Origin of the sequence: Bifidobacterium thermophilum (genome assembly GCF_037482445.1) — a bacterium.
GTDB lineage: Bacteria > Actinomycetota > Actinomycetes > Actinomycetales > Bifidobacteriaceae > Bifidobacterium > Bifidobacterium thermophilum_B.
This window is the reverse complement of the sequence record NZ_JBBHLY010000016.1, coordinates 1-19,599: the sequence shown is the minus strand read 5'-3', so window position 1 is coordinate 19,599 and position 19,599 is coordinate 1. Positions and strand designations below refer to the sequence as shown.

General features: G+C 63.1%; 13 protein-coding genes. 3 read left to right on the top strand and 10 right to left on the bottom strand.

All coding sequences use genetic code 11. The annotated features are described in order from the left end of the window. Positions 1-480 precede the first annotated feature (480 nt). The 6 genes from mfd to WD012_RS08210 all read right to left on the bottom strand — a co-directional run bounded on the left by mfd (position 481) and on the right by WD012_RS08210 (position 9,138). Positions 481-4,095 (bottom strand): transcription-repair coupling factor, encoded by a 3,615-nt coding sequence (gene mfd / locus WD012_RS08235; RefSeq protein WP_339563269.1) that lies wholly within the window; start codon positions 4,093-4,095, stop codon positions 481-483. Further along, positions 4,085-4,684 (bottom strand): aminoacyl-tRNA hydrolase, encoded by a 600-nt coding sequence (pth, locus tag WD012_RS08230; RefSeq protein WP_339563268.1) that lies wholly within the window; start codon positions 4,682-4,684, stop codon positions 4,085-4,087. Before pth ends, mfd begins: the two co-directional genes overlap by 11 nt. 211 nt (positions 4,685-4,895) lie before the next feature. Further along, positions 4,896-5,432: a GNAT family N-acetyltransferase gene (locus WD012_RS08225; RefSeq protein WP_339563267.1), complete on the bottom strand. Its 537-nt coding sequence runs from the start codon at positions 5,430-5,432 to the stop codon at positions 4,896-4,898. Between the two features lie 60 nt (positions 5,433-5,492). Then, entirely contained in the window at positions 5,493-6,869 is a 1,377-nt protein-coding gene (locus tag WD012_RS08220) for a nucleoside hydrolase (RefSeq protein WP_339563266.1), read from the bottom strand. Positions 6,870-6,980: 111 nt separating this feature from the next. Further along, positions 6,981-8,081, bottom strand: a complete 1,101-nt coding sequence (locus tag WD012_RS08215) for an ABC transporter substrate-binding protein (RefSeq protein ID WP_339563265.1) — start codon at positions 8,079-8,081, stop codon at positions 6,981-6,983. Between the two features lie 337 nt (positions 8,082-8,418). Further along, positions 8,419-9,138 (bottom strand): DUF1287 domain-containing protein, encoded by a 720-nt coding sequence (locus WD012_RS08210; protein WP_339563264.1) that lies wholly within the window; start codon positions 9,136-9,138, stop codon positions 8,419-8,421. Positions 9,139-9,426: 288 nt separating this feature from the next. Between WD012_RS08210 and WD012_RS08205 the strand changes: the two genes are divergently transcribed. Then, the gene (locus WD012_RS08205) at positions 9,427-10,233 is read left to right on the top strand and encodes an ABC transporter permease (protein ID WP_339563263.1); all 807 of its coding nucleotides are present in this window, start codon (positions 9,427-9,429) and stop codon (positions 10,231-10,233) included. Between the two features lie 596 nt (positions 10,234-10,829). Here WD012_RS08205 and WD012_RS08200 read toward each other — a convergent pair. Further along, positions 10,830-14,063 (bottom strand): UPF0182 family membrane protein, encoded by a 3,234-nt coding sequence (locus tag WD012_RS08200; RefSeq protein WP_339563262.1) that lies wholly within the window; start codon positions 14,061-14,063, stop codon positions 10,830-10,832. 173 nt (positions 14,064-14,236) lie between these two features. Here WD012_RS08200 and WD012_RS08195 point away from each other — a divergent pair, with 173 nt between their 5' ends. After that, entirely contained in the window at positions 14,237-15,007 is a 771-nt protein-coding gene (locus tag WD012_RS08195) for an ABC transporter ATP-binding protein (RefSeq protein WP_339563261.1), read from the top strand. Continuing rightward, the gene (locus WD012_RS08190) at positions 15,004-15,888 is read left to right on the top strand and encodes an ABC transporter permease (protein ID WP_339563260.1); all 885 of its coding nucleotides are present in this window, start codon (positions 15,004-15,006) and stop codon (positions 15,886-15,888) included. Before WD012_RS08195 ends, WD012_RS08190 begins: the two co-directional genes overlap by 4 nt. A 197-nt stretch (positions 15,889-16,085) precedes the next feature. On the opposite strand, the gene WD012_RS08185 is transcribed toward WD012_RS08190, so the two are convergent. The 3 genes from WD012_RS08185 to WD012_RS08175 all read right to left on the bottom strand — a co-directional run bounded on the left by WD012_RS08185 (position 16,086) and on the right by WD012_RS08175 (position 19,307). Further along, positions 16,086-17,378, bottom strand: a complete 1,293-nt coding sequence (locus WD012_RS08185) for a uracil-xanthine permease family protein (protein WP_339563259.1) — start codon at positions 17,376-17,378, stop codon at positions 16,086-16,088. 174 nt (positions 17,379-17,552) lie between these two features. Next, positions 17,553-18,380 carry a histidine phosphatase family protein gene (locus WD012_RS08180; RefSeq protein WP_339563258.1) on the bottom strand — a complete coding sequence of 276 codons (828 nt, stop codon included), beginning with the start codon at positions 18,378-18,380 and terminating at the stop codon, positions 17,553-17,555. 207 nt (positions 18,381-18,587) lie between these two features. After that, positions 18,588-19,307, bottom strand: a complete 720-nt coding sequence (locus WD012_RS08175) for a L,D-transpeptidase (RefSeq protein WP_339563257.1) — start codon at positions 19,305-19,307, stop codon at positions 18,588-18,590. Between the last annotated feature and the right edge of the window lie 292 nt (positions 19,308-19,599).

Sequence of the window (19,599 nt, the reverse complement as noted above, 5' to 3'; positions counted from 1 at the left end):
AATAGACGCGACCAAGCGTGCGACATGACCGTCACACCATGGAAAGATGGCAATACGTCTGATGTCAACGACAACGGAAACCCCGCCACCGTGCACCGGCCAAGCGCACGGCGGGCAGATAACTGCCTTCGCGGCAGGGACACTCCGGCAACCGGACCGTTGCGCGACATGTCAATCGCACACGGGGCAGATAACACCGGGAGCTGAAGGCAGCACGGCTACACTGCGAGAGAACTGCGGAGACATGCGACACTACAGTCACACCGTAGGTAGATAGCAGAGGACACAATGCGGGAAGCTCGGCAATCCCCTACGCACTGTGACCGGTCAGTCACACGGAAGGCAGATACTACGGGGATTGGGCTGCATCACACTAGTATCTCTGGGCGGTGCGACCAATCGGTCACACGGCGGGTAGATACCGCGGGGATTGGGTCACGCCACGCACCCCAGTGAATCGCACCGGGCGCACCCAGCCAATCACTTGCCGGCCGCCCTGGGCTTCCATTGCAGGTCGTCGAGCAGCTGGTTGGTCCAGGCAATCACCTGGTCGCCGGGCATGGGCCCCGAGCCAAGCGAGCCGGCGAACGGCGCCGGAATCGTCAACGTGCGCGTGAGTGGCCGGTACTGGGCTCCCGGGTAGATGCGCTGCAATCGCATCATCAGGGATTCTGCCGGCTCAATCCCACGAATACGCACGTTCCGCCCCTGGGCGATGATTTCGGTGATGTCAAGATCTCGCGCCTTGTTCCGCAGTCTGGCCACGGCGAACAGCGAATCCAGCTCTACTGGAGGCTTGCCGTAGCGGTCGGTCAGCTCGTCGCGCACATCGTCGAGATCTTGTTCGCTCCTCGCCGAGGCGAGTTTGCGATACGCCTCGAGCCTCAGCTTGTCGGAATCGATGTAATCCACCGGAATCGACGCCTCGATCGGCAAATCGATGCTGACGGCTACCGATTCCTTGCGCTCAGGCTCCTTGTACTCTTCGACAGCTTGCGAAACCATGCGCACGTACAGGTCGAAACCGACGCCCTCGATATGCCCACTCTGCTCGTCGCCCAGCAGATTGCCGGTGCCACGCAGCTCGAGATCCTTCATCGCCACATCGAAGCCCGACCCAAGCGACGTGTTCTGCGCGATGGTCGCGAGACGGTCGTGCGACTGCTGGGTCATCGGCTTGGACGGGTCGTACAGGAAGTACGCGTACGCGCGTTCCCGGCCTCGACCGACACGGCCGCGCAGCTGATGCAGCTGGCTTAATCCGAAACGGTCGGCATGGTCGACGATCAGCGTGTTCGCGTTCGAGATATCCAGCCCGGTCTCGATGATTGTCGTGCATACGAGCACGTCGATATCGCGATGCCAGAAATCGCGGATGATCGCGTCGAGCTGCTTCTCCCCCATCTTGCCGTGTGCGACGCCGATTTTCGCCTCGGGCACCAGCTGGTGGATCTTGTCTGCCGTGGCACTGATGGAGTCAACGCGGTTATGCACGTAGAACACCTGGCCACCGCGCAACAGCTCGCGCCTGATTGCCGCCGTGACCTGCGCGTCCTCGTATGGGCCGACATACGTAAGCACGGGCAGACGGTCCTCGGGCGGGGTGGCGAGCGTGGACATCTCGCGGATGCCGGTCACCGCCATTTCCAAGGTGCGCGGGATCGGCGTCGCCGACAGGGACAGGACGTCGACGTTCGTGCGCAACGCTTTGAGCGTTTCCTTATGCTCGACGCCGAACCGCTGTTCCTCGTCGATAATCAGCAGCCCGAGATCCTTGAACTTGATTTTCGGGTTGAGCAGCTTGTGCGTGCCGATGACGACATCAACCGACCCGTCTTCCAGACCTTTGATGGTCTGCTTGATTTCCTTGGGACTTTGGAAGCGGCTCATCGCGGCGACATCCACCGGGAAGCCCGAGTAGCGTTCCGTAAACGTCTCGTAATGCTGTTGCACGAGCAGCGTGGTCGGCACGAGGACCGCCACCTGCTTGCCGTCCTGGATGGCTTTGAAGGCGGCTCGCACCGCAATCTCAGTCTTGCCGAAGCCGACATCACCACAGATCAGACGGTCCATCGGCACCGGTTTCTCCATATCGGCCTTGACCTCGTCGATGGTGGTCAGCTGGTCGGGGGTCTCCTGATACGGGAAGGCGTCCTCAAGTTCCTTCTGCCACGGGGTGTCCGGGCTGAACGCGAAGCCTTTGGTGCGTTGACGGGCTGAATACAGGCGTACGAGGTCCTGGGCGATCTCGTGCACATGCTTGCGGGCTTTCGCCTTGGTCTGCGCCCAGTCAGAGCCGCCGAGTTTGTTGAGTTTGGGGGCGTCAGAGCCGATGTATTTGCTGACCTGGTCGAGCTGGTCGGTGGGGATGTACAGTTTGTCGGCGGGCGCATTGCGTTTACTGGGCGCGTATTCGACGACCAGGTATTCCCGTGTCGTTTTCGCACCGGCAGGGCCGATTTGGCGCTGCTGCATGCCGGTGTATCGCCCGATGCCATGCTGCTCATGAACCACGTAATCGCCGGGTTTGAGTTCCATCAGGTCGATGGCCTTGCGCCGGCGCTTCGGTGTCTTGGTTTGCCCGACGGCGCTGGAACGGCCGGTCAGGTCGCGTTCGGTGAGCAAGGCGATTCGCGCGTCCCGGTCCACGAACCCGTCGACGGCGCGCGAACGCAATACGTCGAAGCGCGTGATGCCGGTTTCGTTGACGGCTCGTTTGAGTCGGGCGAGCGTGCCTTGGGCGCCGGCGGTAATGGTCACGGCGAATCCGGCGTCGATCAGCCCTTCGATACCGGTGGCCGCTTTCGACTCATCGCCACGGTATTCCTGCGGGGAGCTGGCGCCGATGCGCACATTGCCCGGCAAACCGGGGTCCACGCCGAAATCAGCGAGTTTCCACACCTCATCGCGCGAATAGGCGAGCGAGCTGACGGTCTCCTCGTAGTCAAGGAAACTCGCCTGGTCGAAACTGATCGGCGCGCCTGCCCCATGGCCGCTGGCCGCGACATGCCAGCTGGCGGCGAGGAATTCGTTGGCTGTTTTCGTCAGGTCGTCCGCCGCCCGGCGCAACCGTTCCGGGTCGGAGAGCATGATGACCGCGCCTTGGGGCAACATGCGCTGCACCGGCTCCATGTCGTCAATAAGCGCAGGCATCAGGGATTCCATGCCTTCCACGGGAATGCCGTCCGCGATGGAGGCGAGCATGTCCTCGGCGTTGGGAATCTGTCCGATGAGCGATTTCGCGCGGTCACGTACCGCTTGTGTCAGCTGCAGTTCGCGGCATGGCGTCGCCCAGACAGTGTGCAGGCCGTCGCCGTAAGTGCGCTGGTCGGAGGCGTGGAACTCCTTAATGGTGTCGATTTCATCGCCGAAGAATTCGATGCGCACCGGATGAGCGATGGTCGGCGGGAACACGTCGAGTATGCCGCCGCGCACCGCGAACTGTCCGCGATCCATGACCAGATCGACACGGGTGTAGGCGTTCTCGACAAGACGGGCCGCAGCCTGGTCGAGCGGCAGCTCCTCCCCCGCCGTGAACACGAGCGGTTCAACGTCGCCCAGGCCTGCGACAACCGGTTGGATCAGCGAGCGCACCGGCATGACCAGGATCTTGATCGGCCCGAACAGGCTGTTCCCGGGTTCCGGGTGCGTCAGACGCCGGAATACCGCCATACGTGAGGCGACGGTGTCTGCACGCGGGGAGAGCCGTTCGTGCGGCAGTGTCTCCCATGCCTCGAGTTCCGCTATATCTTGCGGATCGCCGTCATACCAGCTGCGGATCGCCTCGACAGCCTCTTGGGATTCGCGTCCCGAAGGCACGATGACGACCACGGGCGCTCGCCCTGCCGTGGCTGCCGCGAGCGCCGGGCGGATACCGGATACGGCTTCCACATTGAGTGCCGGGTCCTGGGTCTCGTTGACGGGGACATCGATCAATCCGTGCGACAGGTCGTGGAAGGACCGGTCACGCTCCAGCTGTTCAAGCAGCCCGGAGAGCGCACCGGCGGTCGGCGCTACTGGAGGCACGGCAGGCGACACGGCTGACGGTGCAGCGGGGGCGGACGGCACAGCGGGCGACTGCTGCTCACCGGCCATTGAATTGCTCCTGTGCGCGGCTCAGTCCGGAGAAGATGATGGTTTCCGCGGCGTCGGCGCCGTCGGCGAGGAATTCAGGCAACTGCTTGCGCTGGTCCGGGCCGAAACCGCCCAGCACCCAGTTGACGGTGTTGTCATGCGCGTTCGGTCCGCGACGGGCATGTCCTACCCCGAGCCGTACGCGGGCATACGCGTTGGTACCGAGGGAACGGTCGATGGATTTGATGCCGTTATGCCCACCCGCGGAGCCTCCGGCCTTGACTTTGATGCGGCCGAAGTCGAGGTCCATGTCGTCGTGAATGACCACGATATGCTCGGGCGGGATCTGGTAGTAGGAGCTGATGGATGCCACCGCGGTGCCGGATTCGTTCATGTAGGTCAGCGGTTTGGCGAGGAAGAACTTGACCGACTTGCCTTGCAGGTTCATTACGCCCTTGCCGAGCATCGCGATGCCCTTATGGTCGCTGAAGTTCACCGACCAGCGTTCGGCCAGGACGTCCGCCGCCATGAATCCCATGTTGTGCCGGGTGCCCTCGTACTGTTTGCCGGGATTGCCCAATCCTACAACCAGCCAGAAATCCGATGCCATACCGTTCCTCTCCCTCATCGCCGTCATCATATGGTTGCGCCGCAGCCACGCCGTGGATGATCCCGTTCACGATTCGTTGCCAGAATCGCCTATATTACTCGCCGCCGCAGACCCGGGTACCCGCGCGGCGGAAGACCACGCCGTTGCCGCACATCGCACCGCTCTGGCGATGCCCGCAGGCCAGGTCAACCCGTATCAGGCAGGCTGTCCGTCAATCATCACCCAACGACAGACACCAGTACGACATATCCAGATACCGTGTGCCGTCGAAGCACGCCTTCGGCAGGAAACCGTACCGTTCGAACCCGAAATGGTTCATCAGCGCGATCGAACCGGCATTCGACGCGAAAATCAGCGCGGTCGCGATACGGTAGCCGCGCGTGCGCGCCGCATCAAGCAGCCATGAGACCATCGCCGTGCCATACCCGTGGTGGCGAGCATGCTCATCAACGTAATAGCTGAGTTCAACGACACCGTCGTACGCTTCACGCGGATGGAACTTCGACAGCGAGCCGAACGCGACCACCCGACCAGAGTCATCTTCGAGCACCACGACCGGATACCGGTCGCGTGGGTGGTGCGACTGCACCCACTGCCGACGCTGTTCGAGGGTGCGCGGCACAAGATCGGCGGTCGAACCGCCTGCGATCACTGCCTGGTTGTAGATGTCGGTAATCGCCTGGAGATCGTCTTCGCGCGCGGCGCGGATATGGGCGTTCGCGGGCCCGTTTGACTGTACCGGTTGCATATGCCGCCTTTCTTGCCGTTCCACCCCATCATATCGACTGGTGTCACGCCGGCTCGCCGCTTATGCCAGCCGCTGCGACAAGGCCGGGATGCCGCGGTCGAGCATGTCGAGAAAGCGCGGCACGTCCACATCGAGGGCGACATGGCAGCGTGGCGCCGACGGGTCGTTCAATCGCGACCCGTCTCCGATTGTCCTGCCGCGCACCCCTTCACGGTTGCCGGTCGCGGTATCGACCCGCAGCGCGACGTCGAAGACGCGGATGAGCGAAGGGTCAATCGCCGCGGCGACGGCAAGCGGGTCATGCATCGGGGCCCCGGAAGCGAACATGGGGTCGGATTCCTCGTTCGCCGTGATCATGAAGTAGGACAGATCAGTGAAGAACCGTCCCACCACACCACTGTTCGCCCAATGTTCCGCCGTTTCCCGGCCCAGCAGGCAACGGTGTGTGACGTCAAGGCCGACCATGGTGATGTCGGCGAGCGAACGGCAGACCAGATCCGCGGCCTCAGGGTCCTGCAGGATATTCGTCTCGCTGACCGTATCGAAGCAGTTGCCCTGCTGGGTGAGGGCGCCGCCCATGATGACCAGTCGCAGATCGGGGATGATGTCCGGGGCTTCGATCATCGCCGCAGCGACGTCGGTCAACGGGCCGGTGCACACTACCGTCAGGTTCTTGCCCCATCGGCGAACCGCCTCGATGATCGCCCGGACGCCGGCGGTATCGGCGGGGCGGACCGCCATCTCGACCGGCCCGTATTCCTCGGTGAGTGTCGACAGAAGATTACGGCCGCGCAGCGGTGCCGATGACAGGTCCGGCAGCTTGGGCAGGTACCCGCCCACGGAGATGATCGGCGGGGTCATTGACTTGAGATATTCAGGCTCGGCGGATTGTGTCGCGGCCGGCTCATCCGTCCACGACGAAACCGGGGTCTTGGCGGTCCTGTGCCGGGTATCCGCACCTAACGCGCCGGCGTTCATCGTCCCCGCGACCGTGAAATCGATGTCGCTGGCGGAAAAATCGTAGACCGCGCCGCCACCGCGCACACTTGGAGCGCCGTCATGTCGTGCAGGCGCCGGCATGTAATCCTGGACATGCAAGTCCGCCAGCCCGTTGTCCCCATGGAAATGCGCGCATGCCCGGTCTGCGACGAAACCGTCGGCCCAGGAAGGACAACGGCAGCCGTCGAATACCGGAATTGACCCGCCTCCCAGCAAATCAAGGACATCGCGGGTGTTGCGTTGCGCCACTGATTGTGTGACATTGCCGTATGTCGCGATGACGGCGACCAGCCGCTCGGGCGCATATGCCATGAGCAGCCCGATGGCCAGTGCATCATCGACGCCGGTGTCCATATCCAGCAAAATGGGCGCCAACTGGTCTTCCCCGGCTGCAGGCGCGCCTCGGGAGGAATCCTCGTGGTCGGTCATCGAATCCATACACTCCCTCCCCTGATCGCGCATGATACCGGGTTGACATCCCCGGCTTGGTTCCGCTCCCATGATATCGTGCCTGGCGCGCACGCGCAGCGGGATGTCACGAATGCGGGATCACTTGCCGAGGAAACGGTCGGTGGCCAGATCCTTGGCTTTCGGGGTGGTATGCACCACGTTGCCGGAGGCGTCTGTATAGGCACCCGCGCGGGCAAGAAAATCGAAATACTGTTGCGCCGTCGCCGTATCGTTGCTGCCGAACACGAGTTCGCCTGACGCGATGTCCTTCGGATCCCCCCAATACTGGCCGTCTACGATGACATGCATGCTGCGCTTGACGAACGCGAGCTTGAGGTTGGCTTCCGGGGCTTCGTCCACCAGGATCTGCGCCGCTTTGTCAGGATGCGCATACGCATACTCGTAGCCTTGCTGCGCGGCTTGGGTGAAGGCCTTGACCAGTTTCGGATTGTTCTTGATGGTCTTGCTGTTGGTGATGATGCCGATGGAATCCGCATTGCCGGGCACCCCGTAATCAGGCTCGGTGAAGCAGTTGAGCTTCGGGCCGTACATATCGGCCTGCACGCCTTCCCACGTCGCGTAGAACCCGCCGAAATCCGCTTTGCCGCTGGACAGGGTCTGGAATGTGGACGTGCCGACCGTCACCTTGTCGAATTGCCCTTTGCCGCCGTCGGTTTTGATCATCTGCTTGATGACCGCGTCGGATTCGTTCGAGCCGAAGGTGGCGAAGGTTTTCCCGTCGAAATCCCGCGGGCGTGTGATGGATGTGTTCGAAGCCAGTGAGCACCAGATGGCGCTCGGCTTGCGCTGCACTTGCAGCACTTGCTTGAGCGTGGCGCCTTTGAGGCTGTAGCTGGCGACATTCGTGAGATTGGACAGTGCGAAGTCCGCGACCCCGTTGTTCACCGACTGTTCGGCGCCCGCCTGGGCGACGGCGACGATATCGACGTCAAGGCCGGCTCGTTTGAAATACCCGTTGTGTTTGGCCACATACACGCCGATATGGTTGGTGTCGGGCGCCCACGAGAGCATGAAGGTGGTTTTGGTCAGCCCGTTCGTGGATGTTCCGGCGGTGCCGCACGCGCCGAGGGACGCAATCACGGCGATGATGGCCGCAGCGGCGAATCCTGCACGGATGCGGCTGATGATGGATGTTGCGGTGTGCTGCCGTGCACGGGCAGCCTGTGGCAGATAGCTCATATGATGTCCTGAATCATGACATGTTCCGTTCTCTGGATTCGGGCGGATTCGGCAGAGAACGAACGTGAGGGCCGGCCCCGCCTGCCCCATGTCCCCGCCCGGCCGTCATGATGTCATGCGCGTTGACCACGGGCCGGACGGTTCGCCACACATGGGCACGCAAGCGGTGTCAAGGATATCTTCAGGCGTGGTCATCCTTGTGAGCGGGCGGCTGCCTGTTGCGGACCGAACGCGGCAGACGGTGGTGGCGGCGGGTTGTTGCGCCGGCAACGCAATCATCGGTCTCGGTATTCCTGCGATTGCCGCCTTTCCAGCCGTCATCGCTGTCAGGGACGGTTCACCGCGGCAACGGTCCGGACCAGGTTTTGATCACCGATTGTGGGACGCGCGAGGCATCGAACCGGTAATGCCCGGTGACCGCCATATGCGTGCGGAACGCGAGATAATCGTTTTCCCGCTGTTTCTGTCCCATGTTGTGGATGATCAGCGGCATACCTTGCTTGTCGAGCCGGTCGGAGACGACGCCAATGTGCCGGGTATGTTCGAAAACAACGATGTCGCCTTGTTCCCAGTCATCGCCGTGGATATCCGTGCCGAGCGTCACGCCGTAGGTACTGAAAAAGACGTCAAGCACGCCGGTGCGACGGAAATCGATATTCGGGTCGGGTTTGGAAATCACACGCGAATAAGCCTGCGGCCGCGCGGCTATGTCGGCATCGACCATGGCTTTGAGGTCATACCCGGCGTTGGCGAACGCCCGCCAGACGACATCGGTGCAGGCGCCACGGTCGGACGGCGGGTATCCGCCCTGATAGTAGCCGGTATCGTAGGCAGGCATCGCCTCGGCGTCCTTGCGGGCTCCGCGGACGATATCCGTGTAATCGTCCACGCCGTTGCCGTTCGCGTCCACGCTGCTGGTGAATGTCGGCGAGGAAGAAGGCAGGTTCACGGCTTGGGTGGCGCCGATGTCACCGGCTTGCCCCCTGCGCGCGTATCTCACCCACAGACACGCCCCTGCGGCCAATGCCACGACGACGAGCATCACAATGACGGACACGACAATCCGCCTGCCTCGCCGGGGACTGCCGGCCCGCGTGTATGTGCTGCCATCTGCCCTGGTATCAGCGCTATGCTGCGGCATTCTGCTCTCCCGTCATGTCAAGATAGGTTCCATTGTGCCACTCCTCGGGCCGCAACGGCGACAGACCCGGCACATTCGTGTGCGGTCTGCGGGTTCGTGATAATGGAATCGGCAATGACTGTTCCGGCCGACCGGCACGCAGGCTCCTCACCTTACTGCGTTCCCCGGCGGCGTGTGCGCCCTAGCGCGGAAAGCAAGGTGATTATGGCTCGTCAATCACGTCAATCCCATCACTCCCGCCGATACCTGCGATGGCTGCCCACGTTCGCGGCGGTTCTGGCGATTCTCGTGATATGGCAGGTGTGGGTCGAGGCTGCGCATGTACCGCAGACCGTCATGCCCTCCCCCACGCAAATCGTGGATGCGACGGTGGAAACGTGGCCGACCTTGTGGCCGGCGACCTTGACGACCCTTGAGGAGGGCGCAATCGGTTTCCTGTTCGCCGTGGCGGCCGGCATTGTGGTGGGGGTCGGCTGCTACGCTTCGAAAACCTTGGACGCCGCGCTCTTTCCGCTGCTGTACGCCGCGCAGACCATGCCGCTGATTTCCATCGCCCCGCTGTTTCTGATCTGGTTCGGGTTCGAGACGAGCGGAAAGATCGTGATCGTCGCCGTGTTCGGGCTGTTCCCCATCGCCGTGCAGACCATCCGCGGGCTCAGGGACGTGCCGCGCTACTACGTCGATGTCGCGCTGACCTGCGGGGCCACCCCGGTGTGGACGCTATGGCATGTGAAGCTGCGTGTCGCGGCACGCCAGATTTTCGGCGGCATCCGCATCAGCGCCGCCTACACATTCGCGACCGCCGCCACGGCGGAATATCTCGGGGCTCGACGGGGGCTCGGCATCTGGCTGCAAGCTGCCTACAACTCGTTCCGCATGCCGCTCATTTTCTCGGCGACATTCATGATTATCGTGCTGACCTGCGTGTTGCTCATCGCGGTGTCCTTGACGGAGCGGGTGTTGCTCGGCCCCGCGGACGAGGATGAGGACCCGGATGCCGACCAGCTGTGACAACACCGGGTATTGCTGCGGCACCACCGAATGCGCCACGGCCGAACCCGAACCACACAAGCTTCTGCCGACGCTGAGACCGCTGTCAGCGTCGGCAGAAGCTTGTGTAGACGCTGACAGATTGTGATGCGTCGAGAAAGGCCCTCTCATCGCCAAACACGCGATCGGGACAGACCACCCAACCCGTCAGTGTGCGAGCGAATCCTCACACAGCGGCGGATGCGGGCGGCCAAACAACCGTCCAGTACCACCCAACCAGTCATCGTGCGAGCAAATCCTCACACAATGACGGGCGACCCGGCAAAATCCACGATTCGCGCAATCGAAAGGGCCGTTGTGTGAGCGGATCCTCACACAGTGACCGGTCGAAACGGCACATCAACCATTCCGAACCACCCTGACCGTCAGTATGTGAGCCAATCCTCACACAGCAACCGACCTAGCCGCCCCACCAGCTATTCCGAGCCAACCAACCGGCCATCATGTGAGCGGATCCTCGCGCAACGGCGTCCGGCACAACTGTACGCAATACCGCCCGGCCCCGCCGCACGAACGAGTGCGGGCGGGGCCGGGCGGTTTGTCGCGGCTTGCGACGGCTACTTGCTGGCCGAAGTCTTGTTTTCCTCCTCTATGGCCTTGTTGATGGCATCCTCCAGCTTCTTCTGCGCCTGCCCGTAGGCGGCCCAGTCGCCGGATTTCATCGCGGCGTCGGAATCCTTCATCGCCTGCGCGGCATCGGCGAGCGCGGACTTCAGCTCCTCGCTTTGCGCGCCACTGGATGAGGACTGGCCGGTGGACCCCGACGTGTCGCCCGTCGTCCCGTTGTCGGTACCGGATGAGCCTGACGAGCCCGATGAGCCGGTTGAGCCCGCCGCCCCACCGTCGGACGCCGTGCGATTGTCCACATCGCCGGCGTTCGCGCCGGAATTGCCGCCGAAGACCTGGTCGAGTGCCTGGTCGAGCGTGTCGGCAAATCCGACCTGGTCGCCGAACGCGACGAGGACCTTCTTGAGCAACGGGAACTGGGTGGAGCCGCTGGACTGCACGTACACGGGTTCGACGTACACGAGTCCGCCGCCGAGCGGCAACGTGAGCAGGTTGCCCCGCTTGACGGTTGTCGAACCGGACTCAAGCAAGTTGAGTTCCTTGGACACATCGGCGTCCGCGTTGAAGTTGTTCTGCGCCTGGCCAGGACCGGGAACGTTCGAGTCCTTGGGCAGCTCCTGCAGCCTGATGGTGCCGTAGTTCGACCCGATCCTGCCGGCGGTGCTCCCGGCGTCGGAGTCCACGGACAGGAAGCCGGTGAGAATCTCACGCGTGGACGTCGACGAGCCCGCCGGAATGAACGAGGATGTCAGCGAGAACACGGGTTCTTTGGATCCGCCGGTCTGCAAGGTCAGGTAGTAGGGCGGCTGGAGCACGTCCTCCTTCTGGGCCTGCTGCGATTCGGTCGGGTCGACCGGCGACTGCCAGAAATCCTCGCCGGAGAAGAACTGGCTCGCACTGTCCACATGGTATTTGGTCAGCAGCTGGCGCTGGACCTTGAACAGGCTTTCCGGATACCGCAAATGGCTCATCAGATCGCCGGAGATCTCGGAGATCTGATGGTAGTTGCCCGGGAAGATCCGTTGCCAGGCCTTGAGCACCGGATCGCTGGGATCCCACGCGTACAGGGTGACCGAGCCGTCATAGGCATCGACCGTGGCTTTCACGGAATTCCTGATGTAGTTGGCGTTCTGCGATCCCAGCCCCTGCACGGTCTGCGAGGTGCGGGTGGTCGAGTCCTGGGTCGCCGCGCCCAGATCGGTCATCTGCGAATACGGGTAGGCGTCGGATGTGGTGTACCCGTCCACAATCCACTTGACACGCCCGTCAACGACCGCCGGGTAGACGCGGCCGTCCAGCGTCAGATACGGCGCCACGGCGGCAACGCGCTCCTTGGGGCTGCGGTTGTACAGGATCTGTGACTGGGAGTTGACGCGGTCGGAGAACAGGATCTGGTCGGAGCCGAAGCGGATCGCGTACAGCACGCGCGTGAAGATGTTGCCGATGCGCGGGCCGCCGTTGCCGTCGAAGGTGTTGGTCGCCCCCTTCGAGCCGGTCGGATAGTCGAATTCCCACGACTTGGTGCCTTCGGGTGCGCCGACGATCGAGTACTCTGGGGCGTTCGGCGAGAAGTAGATGCGCGGCTCGTAATGTTCAGACTCGGTGAGCTTGCCCTGGGTGGGGATGCCGGATTCGAAGAACTTCGGCTGGCCGTCCGCCGTGACCTTGTTGCCGTAGGCCGCGACCACGCCGTATCCGTGCGTGTACACCGTATGGTCGTTGACCCAGTTGCGGTTGTCGTTGCCGTCGAGGTTGAGTTCGCGTGCGGCGATCACCGTGTCCTGGCTGGTGCCGTCGATGGTGTATTTGTCAACGGCGAGCGTGTCGGCGAAAGTGTAATACTGCTTGGACTGCTGCAGCTGCTTGAAGGTCGGCGAGACGATCTGCGGGTCGAGCAGGCGGATTTGCGCAGTGCTTTCCGCATCGGAGCTCAACGCGCCGGACTTGCCTTCCGTGGTCGCCGCATACTGTTCGACCTTGATGCCGTCAAGCCCGTACGCCTGCTTGGTGGCGTCGATATTGCGCTGGATGTACGAGGATTCCGCCTCCTGCGCGTTCGGGTTGACGCGGAAGCGCTGCATGAGCGCCGGCCAGACGCCGGTGAGGAGTAAGGCGACGATGAGGGTGGCGGCGATGGCTATGGTCGGGACACGCCATGCCTTGAGCGCCGCCCTGGCGCGCACACCTACGGGTGCGGGGCCTTCGAGCTGGTGCGAGCGCATCAGCCAGATGCCCAGCACCATGCCAAGGATCGCTGTCAGGGCGGCCATGATGAAGGTGACCGGGATCGTGGCATGGACCGTCGTATACGTGGCGCCGGTGATGCGATCGCCTTGCGCGGTGAGGCTCGAGAACACGCCAAGCACTTGGTTGACCGCCCAGACCAGCATGTTGAGCATCAGCCAGATGCCGATCTGCCGGCGGGCATGCTTGGTGATCGCGAACAGGCCGCGTCCATGGACCGGCATGGTCAGGCGGATGCCGCCGACGAGCACATGCGTGACCACGGAGAAGATGATGCCCATGACCAGCAGCATCGACACGGCGGACATCACAAGTCTCAGGCCCGGCAGCACGAACACGTAGAACCCGTTGTCCAGCCCGAATTGCGGGTCTGTGGTGTCGAAACGCTGGGCGTTGAACATGAGCAGGATCTGCGACCAGTTCGCGTTGAACTGGGCGCCGAAGATGATCCCGACAATCAGGGAGATGACCACCGCCACCCGGGTGGCGGTGCGGGTGCTGACCCCTTTGCCGATCTCGATGACATCGCCGTTGATGCGTACGGTCGACCCGTCCGCCCCATCCGGCCTCGTGCGGATCGCCGCAATGGCGGCGATGAAGCTGACCAGCGCCATGAGCAGCGCATACGCCACCCACAAGCCGATCTTCACGCCGAGCTGAGTCCAGATCACACGCTGGAAGCCGAGCTGGTCGAACCACATGACATCGGTGATGAACCGTGACAGGCCGAAGAACAGCCCGACGGCCACGACCAGTACCGCAATGAGCGTCAGCCCTACCGCGGTACCGGTATGCCGGTTCCCCCGCTTGGCCGCAGGACGGCGGGGAAGGCGCGGCTTGGCCGCGGCCGTGCGGGCGGGTCCGGACGAGCCTGCCTTGGCGTCGCCGTCGACCTGCACGTCGACGATCTCGGGGTCGTCGTCGTTGCGCCTGCCGCCGGGAAAGCCGAACATGTTGCCGAAATCATCAAACATTGACATGGTTTCCAGCCTACCGGCTGGCAAGGAGGAGCAAAACGCCCAGCGTAATCACAGATTGGTTTGGTAGAGGGGCGGTACCGAGAATTAGGTGCCGGGAATTCGGCGCTGAGGATTATCCGCGAAACGCCCCGAAGCGACCGACCGGCGCACGCAAGGCGCGATAGTCTTGAACCATGAGTACGCATCTGTTCAGCGCACGCGACATGACGTGCACAGTCCCCTCGCCGGACGGCGAGAAGACCATTTTCCAAGGATTGTCCTTCGACATCGACGCCGGCGAGATCGTCGATCTGGTCGGCCCGTCAGGCGCGGGGAAAAGCAGCCTGCTCACCGCATTCGCGCGGCTCAACCCCCATGCCAGCGGCACCATGCTCCTCGATGGCCGTCCATCAACGGAATTCAGCCCGCAGCAATGGCGGCGCCGCGTCGCCTATCTGCCGCAGAAGCCGGTGCTCATCGGCGACAACGTGGCAGAAGTCATCAGATTGCCATGGACCCTGGCGATCCGCAACGAGCAGGATGACAGCTCGCCCGACACAAGTCACCCTGCCGACCCCCAAGCCCATGCCCGTCCCCGCGGCAAACGGCACCGCAGCGGCATCTGGGGCACGGTGCACAACGGTGTCGATATGCTTCCGGATACCGAAATCCGCGCCACCCTCGACGCCATCGGCTGCGAGGACATCAATCTTGGTCGCGCGCCGCACGACCTTTCAGGAGGACAAGCCGCGCGCGTGAGCCTCGCACGCACACTGCTGACGGATCCGAAACTGCTGCTCGCCGACGAGGTCGACGCCGGGCTCGACGACGACAACGCCGCGAAAGTCGCCACCATCCTCGGCCATGCGGCCGCACGCGGCATGGCGGTCATCCGCATCCGGCACAGGCCGCCGGACGGGGTCGCCACCCGTACCGTCACGCTCGACGAAGGAGGCCTGCGATGACCACGACTGCACTCACGGCAACCGGATTGGCCCACGCCGGCGCATATCACGACGTGCTCGCCGCAGCCGGGACCTCCGGCACCTCCTACCCCATCGACATCTGGGGCCTGCTCATCGCACTGGCGATGGTGATGGTCGCCTCCGGACTGTCCTGGCTCATGCATCTGGGCATCGGCAAGACGCTCCTATGGTCCGCATGCCGCGCGCTCGTCCAACTGTGCGCCATGGGGTTCATCATGGGCTACGTCATCAAATCCGGCAACCCGTGGCTGGTGCTCGCACTGGTCGCCGTCATGCTGGTGGCGGCCGTGCAGATCACCCTGTCACGCGCCAAAGGCGTGCCGAAAGGGCTTGCAGGCCCGGTACTGTTGACCTTGGTCATCACCATGCTGATCATGATCTCGATGGTCACGGAACTGGTCGTACGCCCCCACCCGTGGTATGCGCCGCAGCTGGTGGTGCCGCTGACCGGCATGCTGTTGGGCAATACGGTTTCCGCGCTGGCCGTAGGGCTGAGCCGCTTCTACGAGAGCATGAAGGAGCGGCGGGACGAGGTCGACACGCTGCTGGCGTTGGGCGCGACCCGTTGGGAGGCCTCACGGCCATCGGTGATTTCCTCGATCCGCCTCGGCCTGCTGCCGACCACGGCATCGCTCGCCTCAAGCGGCATCGTGACCATCCCGGGCATGATGGCCGGGCAGGTCATCGCCGGCGGGGACCCGCTCAACGCGGCGAAATACCAGTTCGTGATCCTCGCCTCCATCGCCGCGCTCACCTTGCTGGCCGACACCCTGATCATGGTGATGGTGTACCGCACCTGTTTCACGCCCGACGACCAGTATCGCGACAAACCCGTGGTCGAGCGCGGAAAGAAGCGGTGACGACCTGCCTGCCGAGTGAATGTCGGCAGGCAGGTAGGTCGGCAGGAACCGCATAAACCCGAATACCGAACAAACCGGGCGATACAACGTTGTGGGCCGCACCCCGAATACGGGATGCGGCCCACAACAGTAGGGATGCCATCCGGCGAATTCATGCACCATTCATGTACCCGTCGAACAGCGTCGTGCCCATATGGTCACAGCACGTCCGGATCGTCCTTGGCGATCGTTCCGGTCGCCTTGCCGATGGCCTTGAGGCCGTGGTACATGACGAGCACGACGATTGTGCCGATGGCGATGCCGTTGAACTGCACGCCGCTGACCGCGAAGGTGAAGTCGGCGATGCCGATGATCATCGTGACGGCCGCGGTCATCACGTTGACCGGCTTGTCGAAGTTGACATGGTTGTCCACCCAGATACGCACGCCGATCATGCCGATCATGCCATACAGCAAGGTGGTCACACCGCCGAGCACACCGGCGGGAATGGTGTTGATCACGGCACCGAACTTCGGGCACAGGCTCAAAATCAGCGCGAACGCCGCCGCACACCAGTAGGCGGCGGTCGAATACACCTTCGTGGAGGCCATGACGCCGATGTTCTCGCCGTAGGTGGTCGTACCGGAGCCGCCGCCAAAGCCGGCGATCGCGGTGCCGATACCGTCGGCCATGAGCGCGGTGCCGATCTGGTCGTCATAGTCGCGGCCGGTCATCTGGGCTACCGACTTGACGTGCCCCACGTTCTCGGCGACCAGCACGAGGACGACCGGGATGAACATCGCGAGAATAGAGAAATCGACCTGAGGCAGATGGAACTGCGGCAAACCGACCCAGGCGGCGCTTTCCACGGCCTTGAAATCGACCTGGCCGCGGATGCACGCGTACGCGTAGCCGACCAGCACGCCGAGCAGGATGTTCAGACGCCCGACCAGGCCGCGGAACAGCACGCCGATCAGCAGGACGGCGACCAGCGTCACCACCGCGGTGTCCGGGGCCTTCTGGAAGTTCGTCCACACGGACGGGGCGAGGTTGAAGCCGATGATGGCCACGATCGCGCCGTTGACCACCGGAGGCATGATCTTGTCGATCCACTTGGCGCCGGCGAAATGGACAAGCACGCCCACCAGGGCGAGCAGCAGGCCGGTGACCATGATGCCGAAGCTTGCGACAGCAATGCCCTTATGGGCGGAAGTGACCGCCGCGATCGGGGCGATGAAGCCGAAGGAGCTGCCGAGGTAGCTTGGCAGCTTGTTCTTGTTGATGAGCAGGAACAGCGCCGTCGACATCGCGGTGAAGAACAGGGTCGTCGACGGGTCGAAGCCGGTGAGGATCGGGACCAGGAAGGTCGCGCCGAACATCGCGATGACATGCTGGGCGCCGATGCCGGCGGTACGCGGCCAGGACAGGCGTTCGTCGGGTTCGACCACCTCCCCCGGTTTCAATGTCTTGCCGTCGCCATGCAGTTTCCATGTAAACAAGCCGCTGCTCATCTACCGCTCCTTTTCTTCTTGGAATTCGCCGGGCGCGCGCAATGCGCGCCAACGCCTTGCACCATGGTAGCGATGTCGATGGCACGAGACACGACGATATCGGTAAACCCGCGGATTTTCAGGCGTGTCGCATCATGTGACGTCGAGCGGGCCAGCGCAGAAGCATCACGGCGGTCACTTCGCGAACTGCGTCAGATGCGGGTCAACCGAATGGACGACATCGACCAAGTCGCCGTTCGACAGCAGCGGACGCTGGAACTCGCGCCACGGTTCCACCTTGACCTCCCAACGGCCGGTCTCCTGATCGAGTACCGGCCGCGCGGTCTGCTCCCAGCGCAGCCGTTCGGTCGTGCGCCCGGTATGGGGGTCACGGCGGGAATAATGCAGGCACGTGCAGTTCGTGATCTTCCAATCGTCGCTGTCCGCCCGGTGCAGGAACTCCTCATCGGACAGGTCCTCGAGCGTGAGCATCATCGCCAGCATGAAGTCCCCATGCGTGACCACGACCACCGATTCCGACTCGGAACGGCGGTTGAGCGAGGTGAGCAGGTTGTGCACGCGGTCCTCGGCGACATCCGCAATCGATTCACCTGCCGGCGGGCGCCAGTACAACGGGTCGGTACGTTTGAACAGCCAGTTGCGCTCGTAGTTCGTTTTGAACTCGTCCTGCGTGATCGTGTTGATCTCGCCCCACGACCGTTCGCGCAGCACCCGGGTCTCCTCCCATTTCGCCTTCGGCAAGGCCATAGTCGCGGCCGTTTCGCGGGCGCGGACATACGGCGAGACCAGATAGCGGTCGAACAGTTGCTGCTGGGAGACCAGCCAGCGTCCGATGCAATCGGCCTGGCGGCGGCCGGTCGCCGTCAAACGCCACGAGCGATCCGGCACCGTCACGTTATCCTGCGTGTACAGGGACGTATCGCCCTGCTCCCCCGCCTCGATAATCACGTTCGCCTCGGATTCACCGTGCCGGATCACATACAGATCAAGCGGCATCCCCATAGGCACTCCTTTCTGTCAGCTGTCAGCTGACAGCCGTCAGCCGTATCCCGCTACGACGCGGGACGATTCCTGACTACCACGCTACCGCAAGACGGGCGGACACGTCAGCCGACTTCGCGCGCAGGGCGCAAACGACACCGACAATTCACCGCGAGTCCATCCAGCGTGCTTCAGACAATGCGTTTCAGACGGCGCACGCCAGGCACGTCAGCCAATATGCACGGGCGTGCCGTCAGGAACCTGATCATAGAGCCACTTCGCGTCTGACAGGGTCAAACGCACGCATCCATGCGATGCCGGATGCCCGAGTTTCACGGCCTCGCTGACCACGTACGATCCCGCATCCTGCTTGGTGGGCACGGTATGGAACAGGAAGACGTTGTTACGGAAGGACACCCAATAGTCAGCGCCCCAGCCGTCGGAGGGATTGTAGAAATGGTCGCCACGGCCATTGATGGTGAAATCCCCGTGCGGGGTGCTGTCATGAAGCCCCGTACTGGCGATCATCGCATAGATGGTCTTGCCACTGGAACGCACGTACACGCGCTGGGCGGATAAATCGACGGCAATGCTCAGATTCTTGTATTCGGACAGGTTCGGCTGTGAGCCACCTGATGGGGCGCGCCAGTCGATGGTGGTGCCCTTGATTTGAGTATTCGTGTGCGTGCCCGGTTCGGTGTTGATTGCGGGTACGGCGGAACGGTTGAGCGTATGAGTACTGTCCGGTGAGGAAACCTTGTGATGGGCGATGGCCGTGCTTGCCGACTTGGTGCCGGCTGTGGCACCCTGCAGATCAGCGCGATGCTGCTGGACGGAGAAGAATCCGAAAATCAGCGCGATGCACATGAGCGCGGCAACAAGGACCTCGGCATTGTGTCTGAGCGGATGTTGGGCGTCCGCCCCGCTTCCATGCGGGATAACCGCCATACATGCCTCCGTTCATCAGTCGTATCGCGCATAATCGTATCGTGTACGGGGGGACCGGATCCGACTGCGGCGCCGCGCACCGTCTGCGGGGTGAACCGACTCCGCCCCCTCCACCATAACGGAATCGGCATTGATGACGCGCGGGATGGGGCTCATCCGCATTGCTCCTTGGCACGTGCCGTGGGCGAAGGGGTGCGGGCGAGGAGGGTACTGGGAGGGTCCTATGTAATCTGTCAAGTGCGTCTGGTGCCGGGGTGTGTCGTGTCTTGTCGTGGTCTGGGGGCGTGTGCGG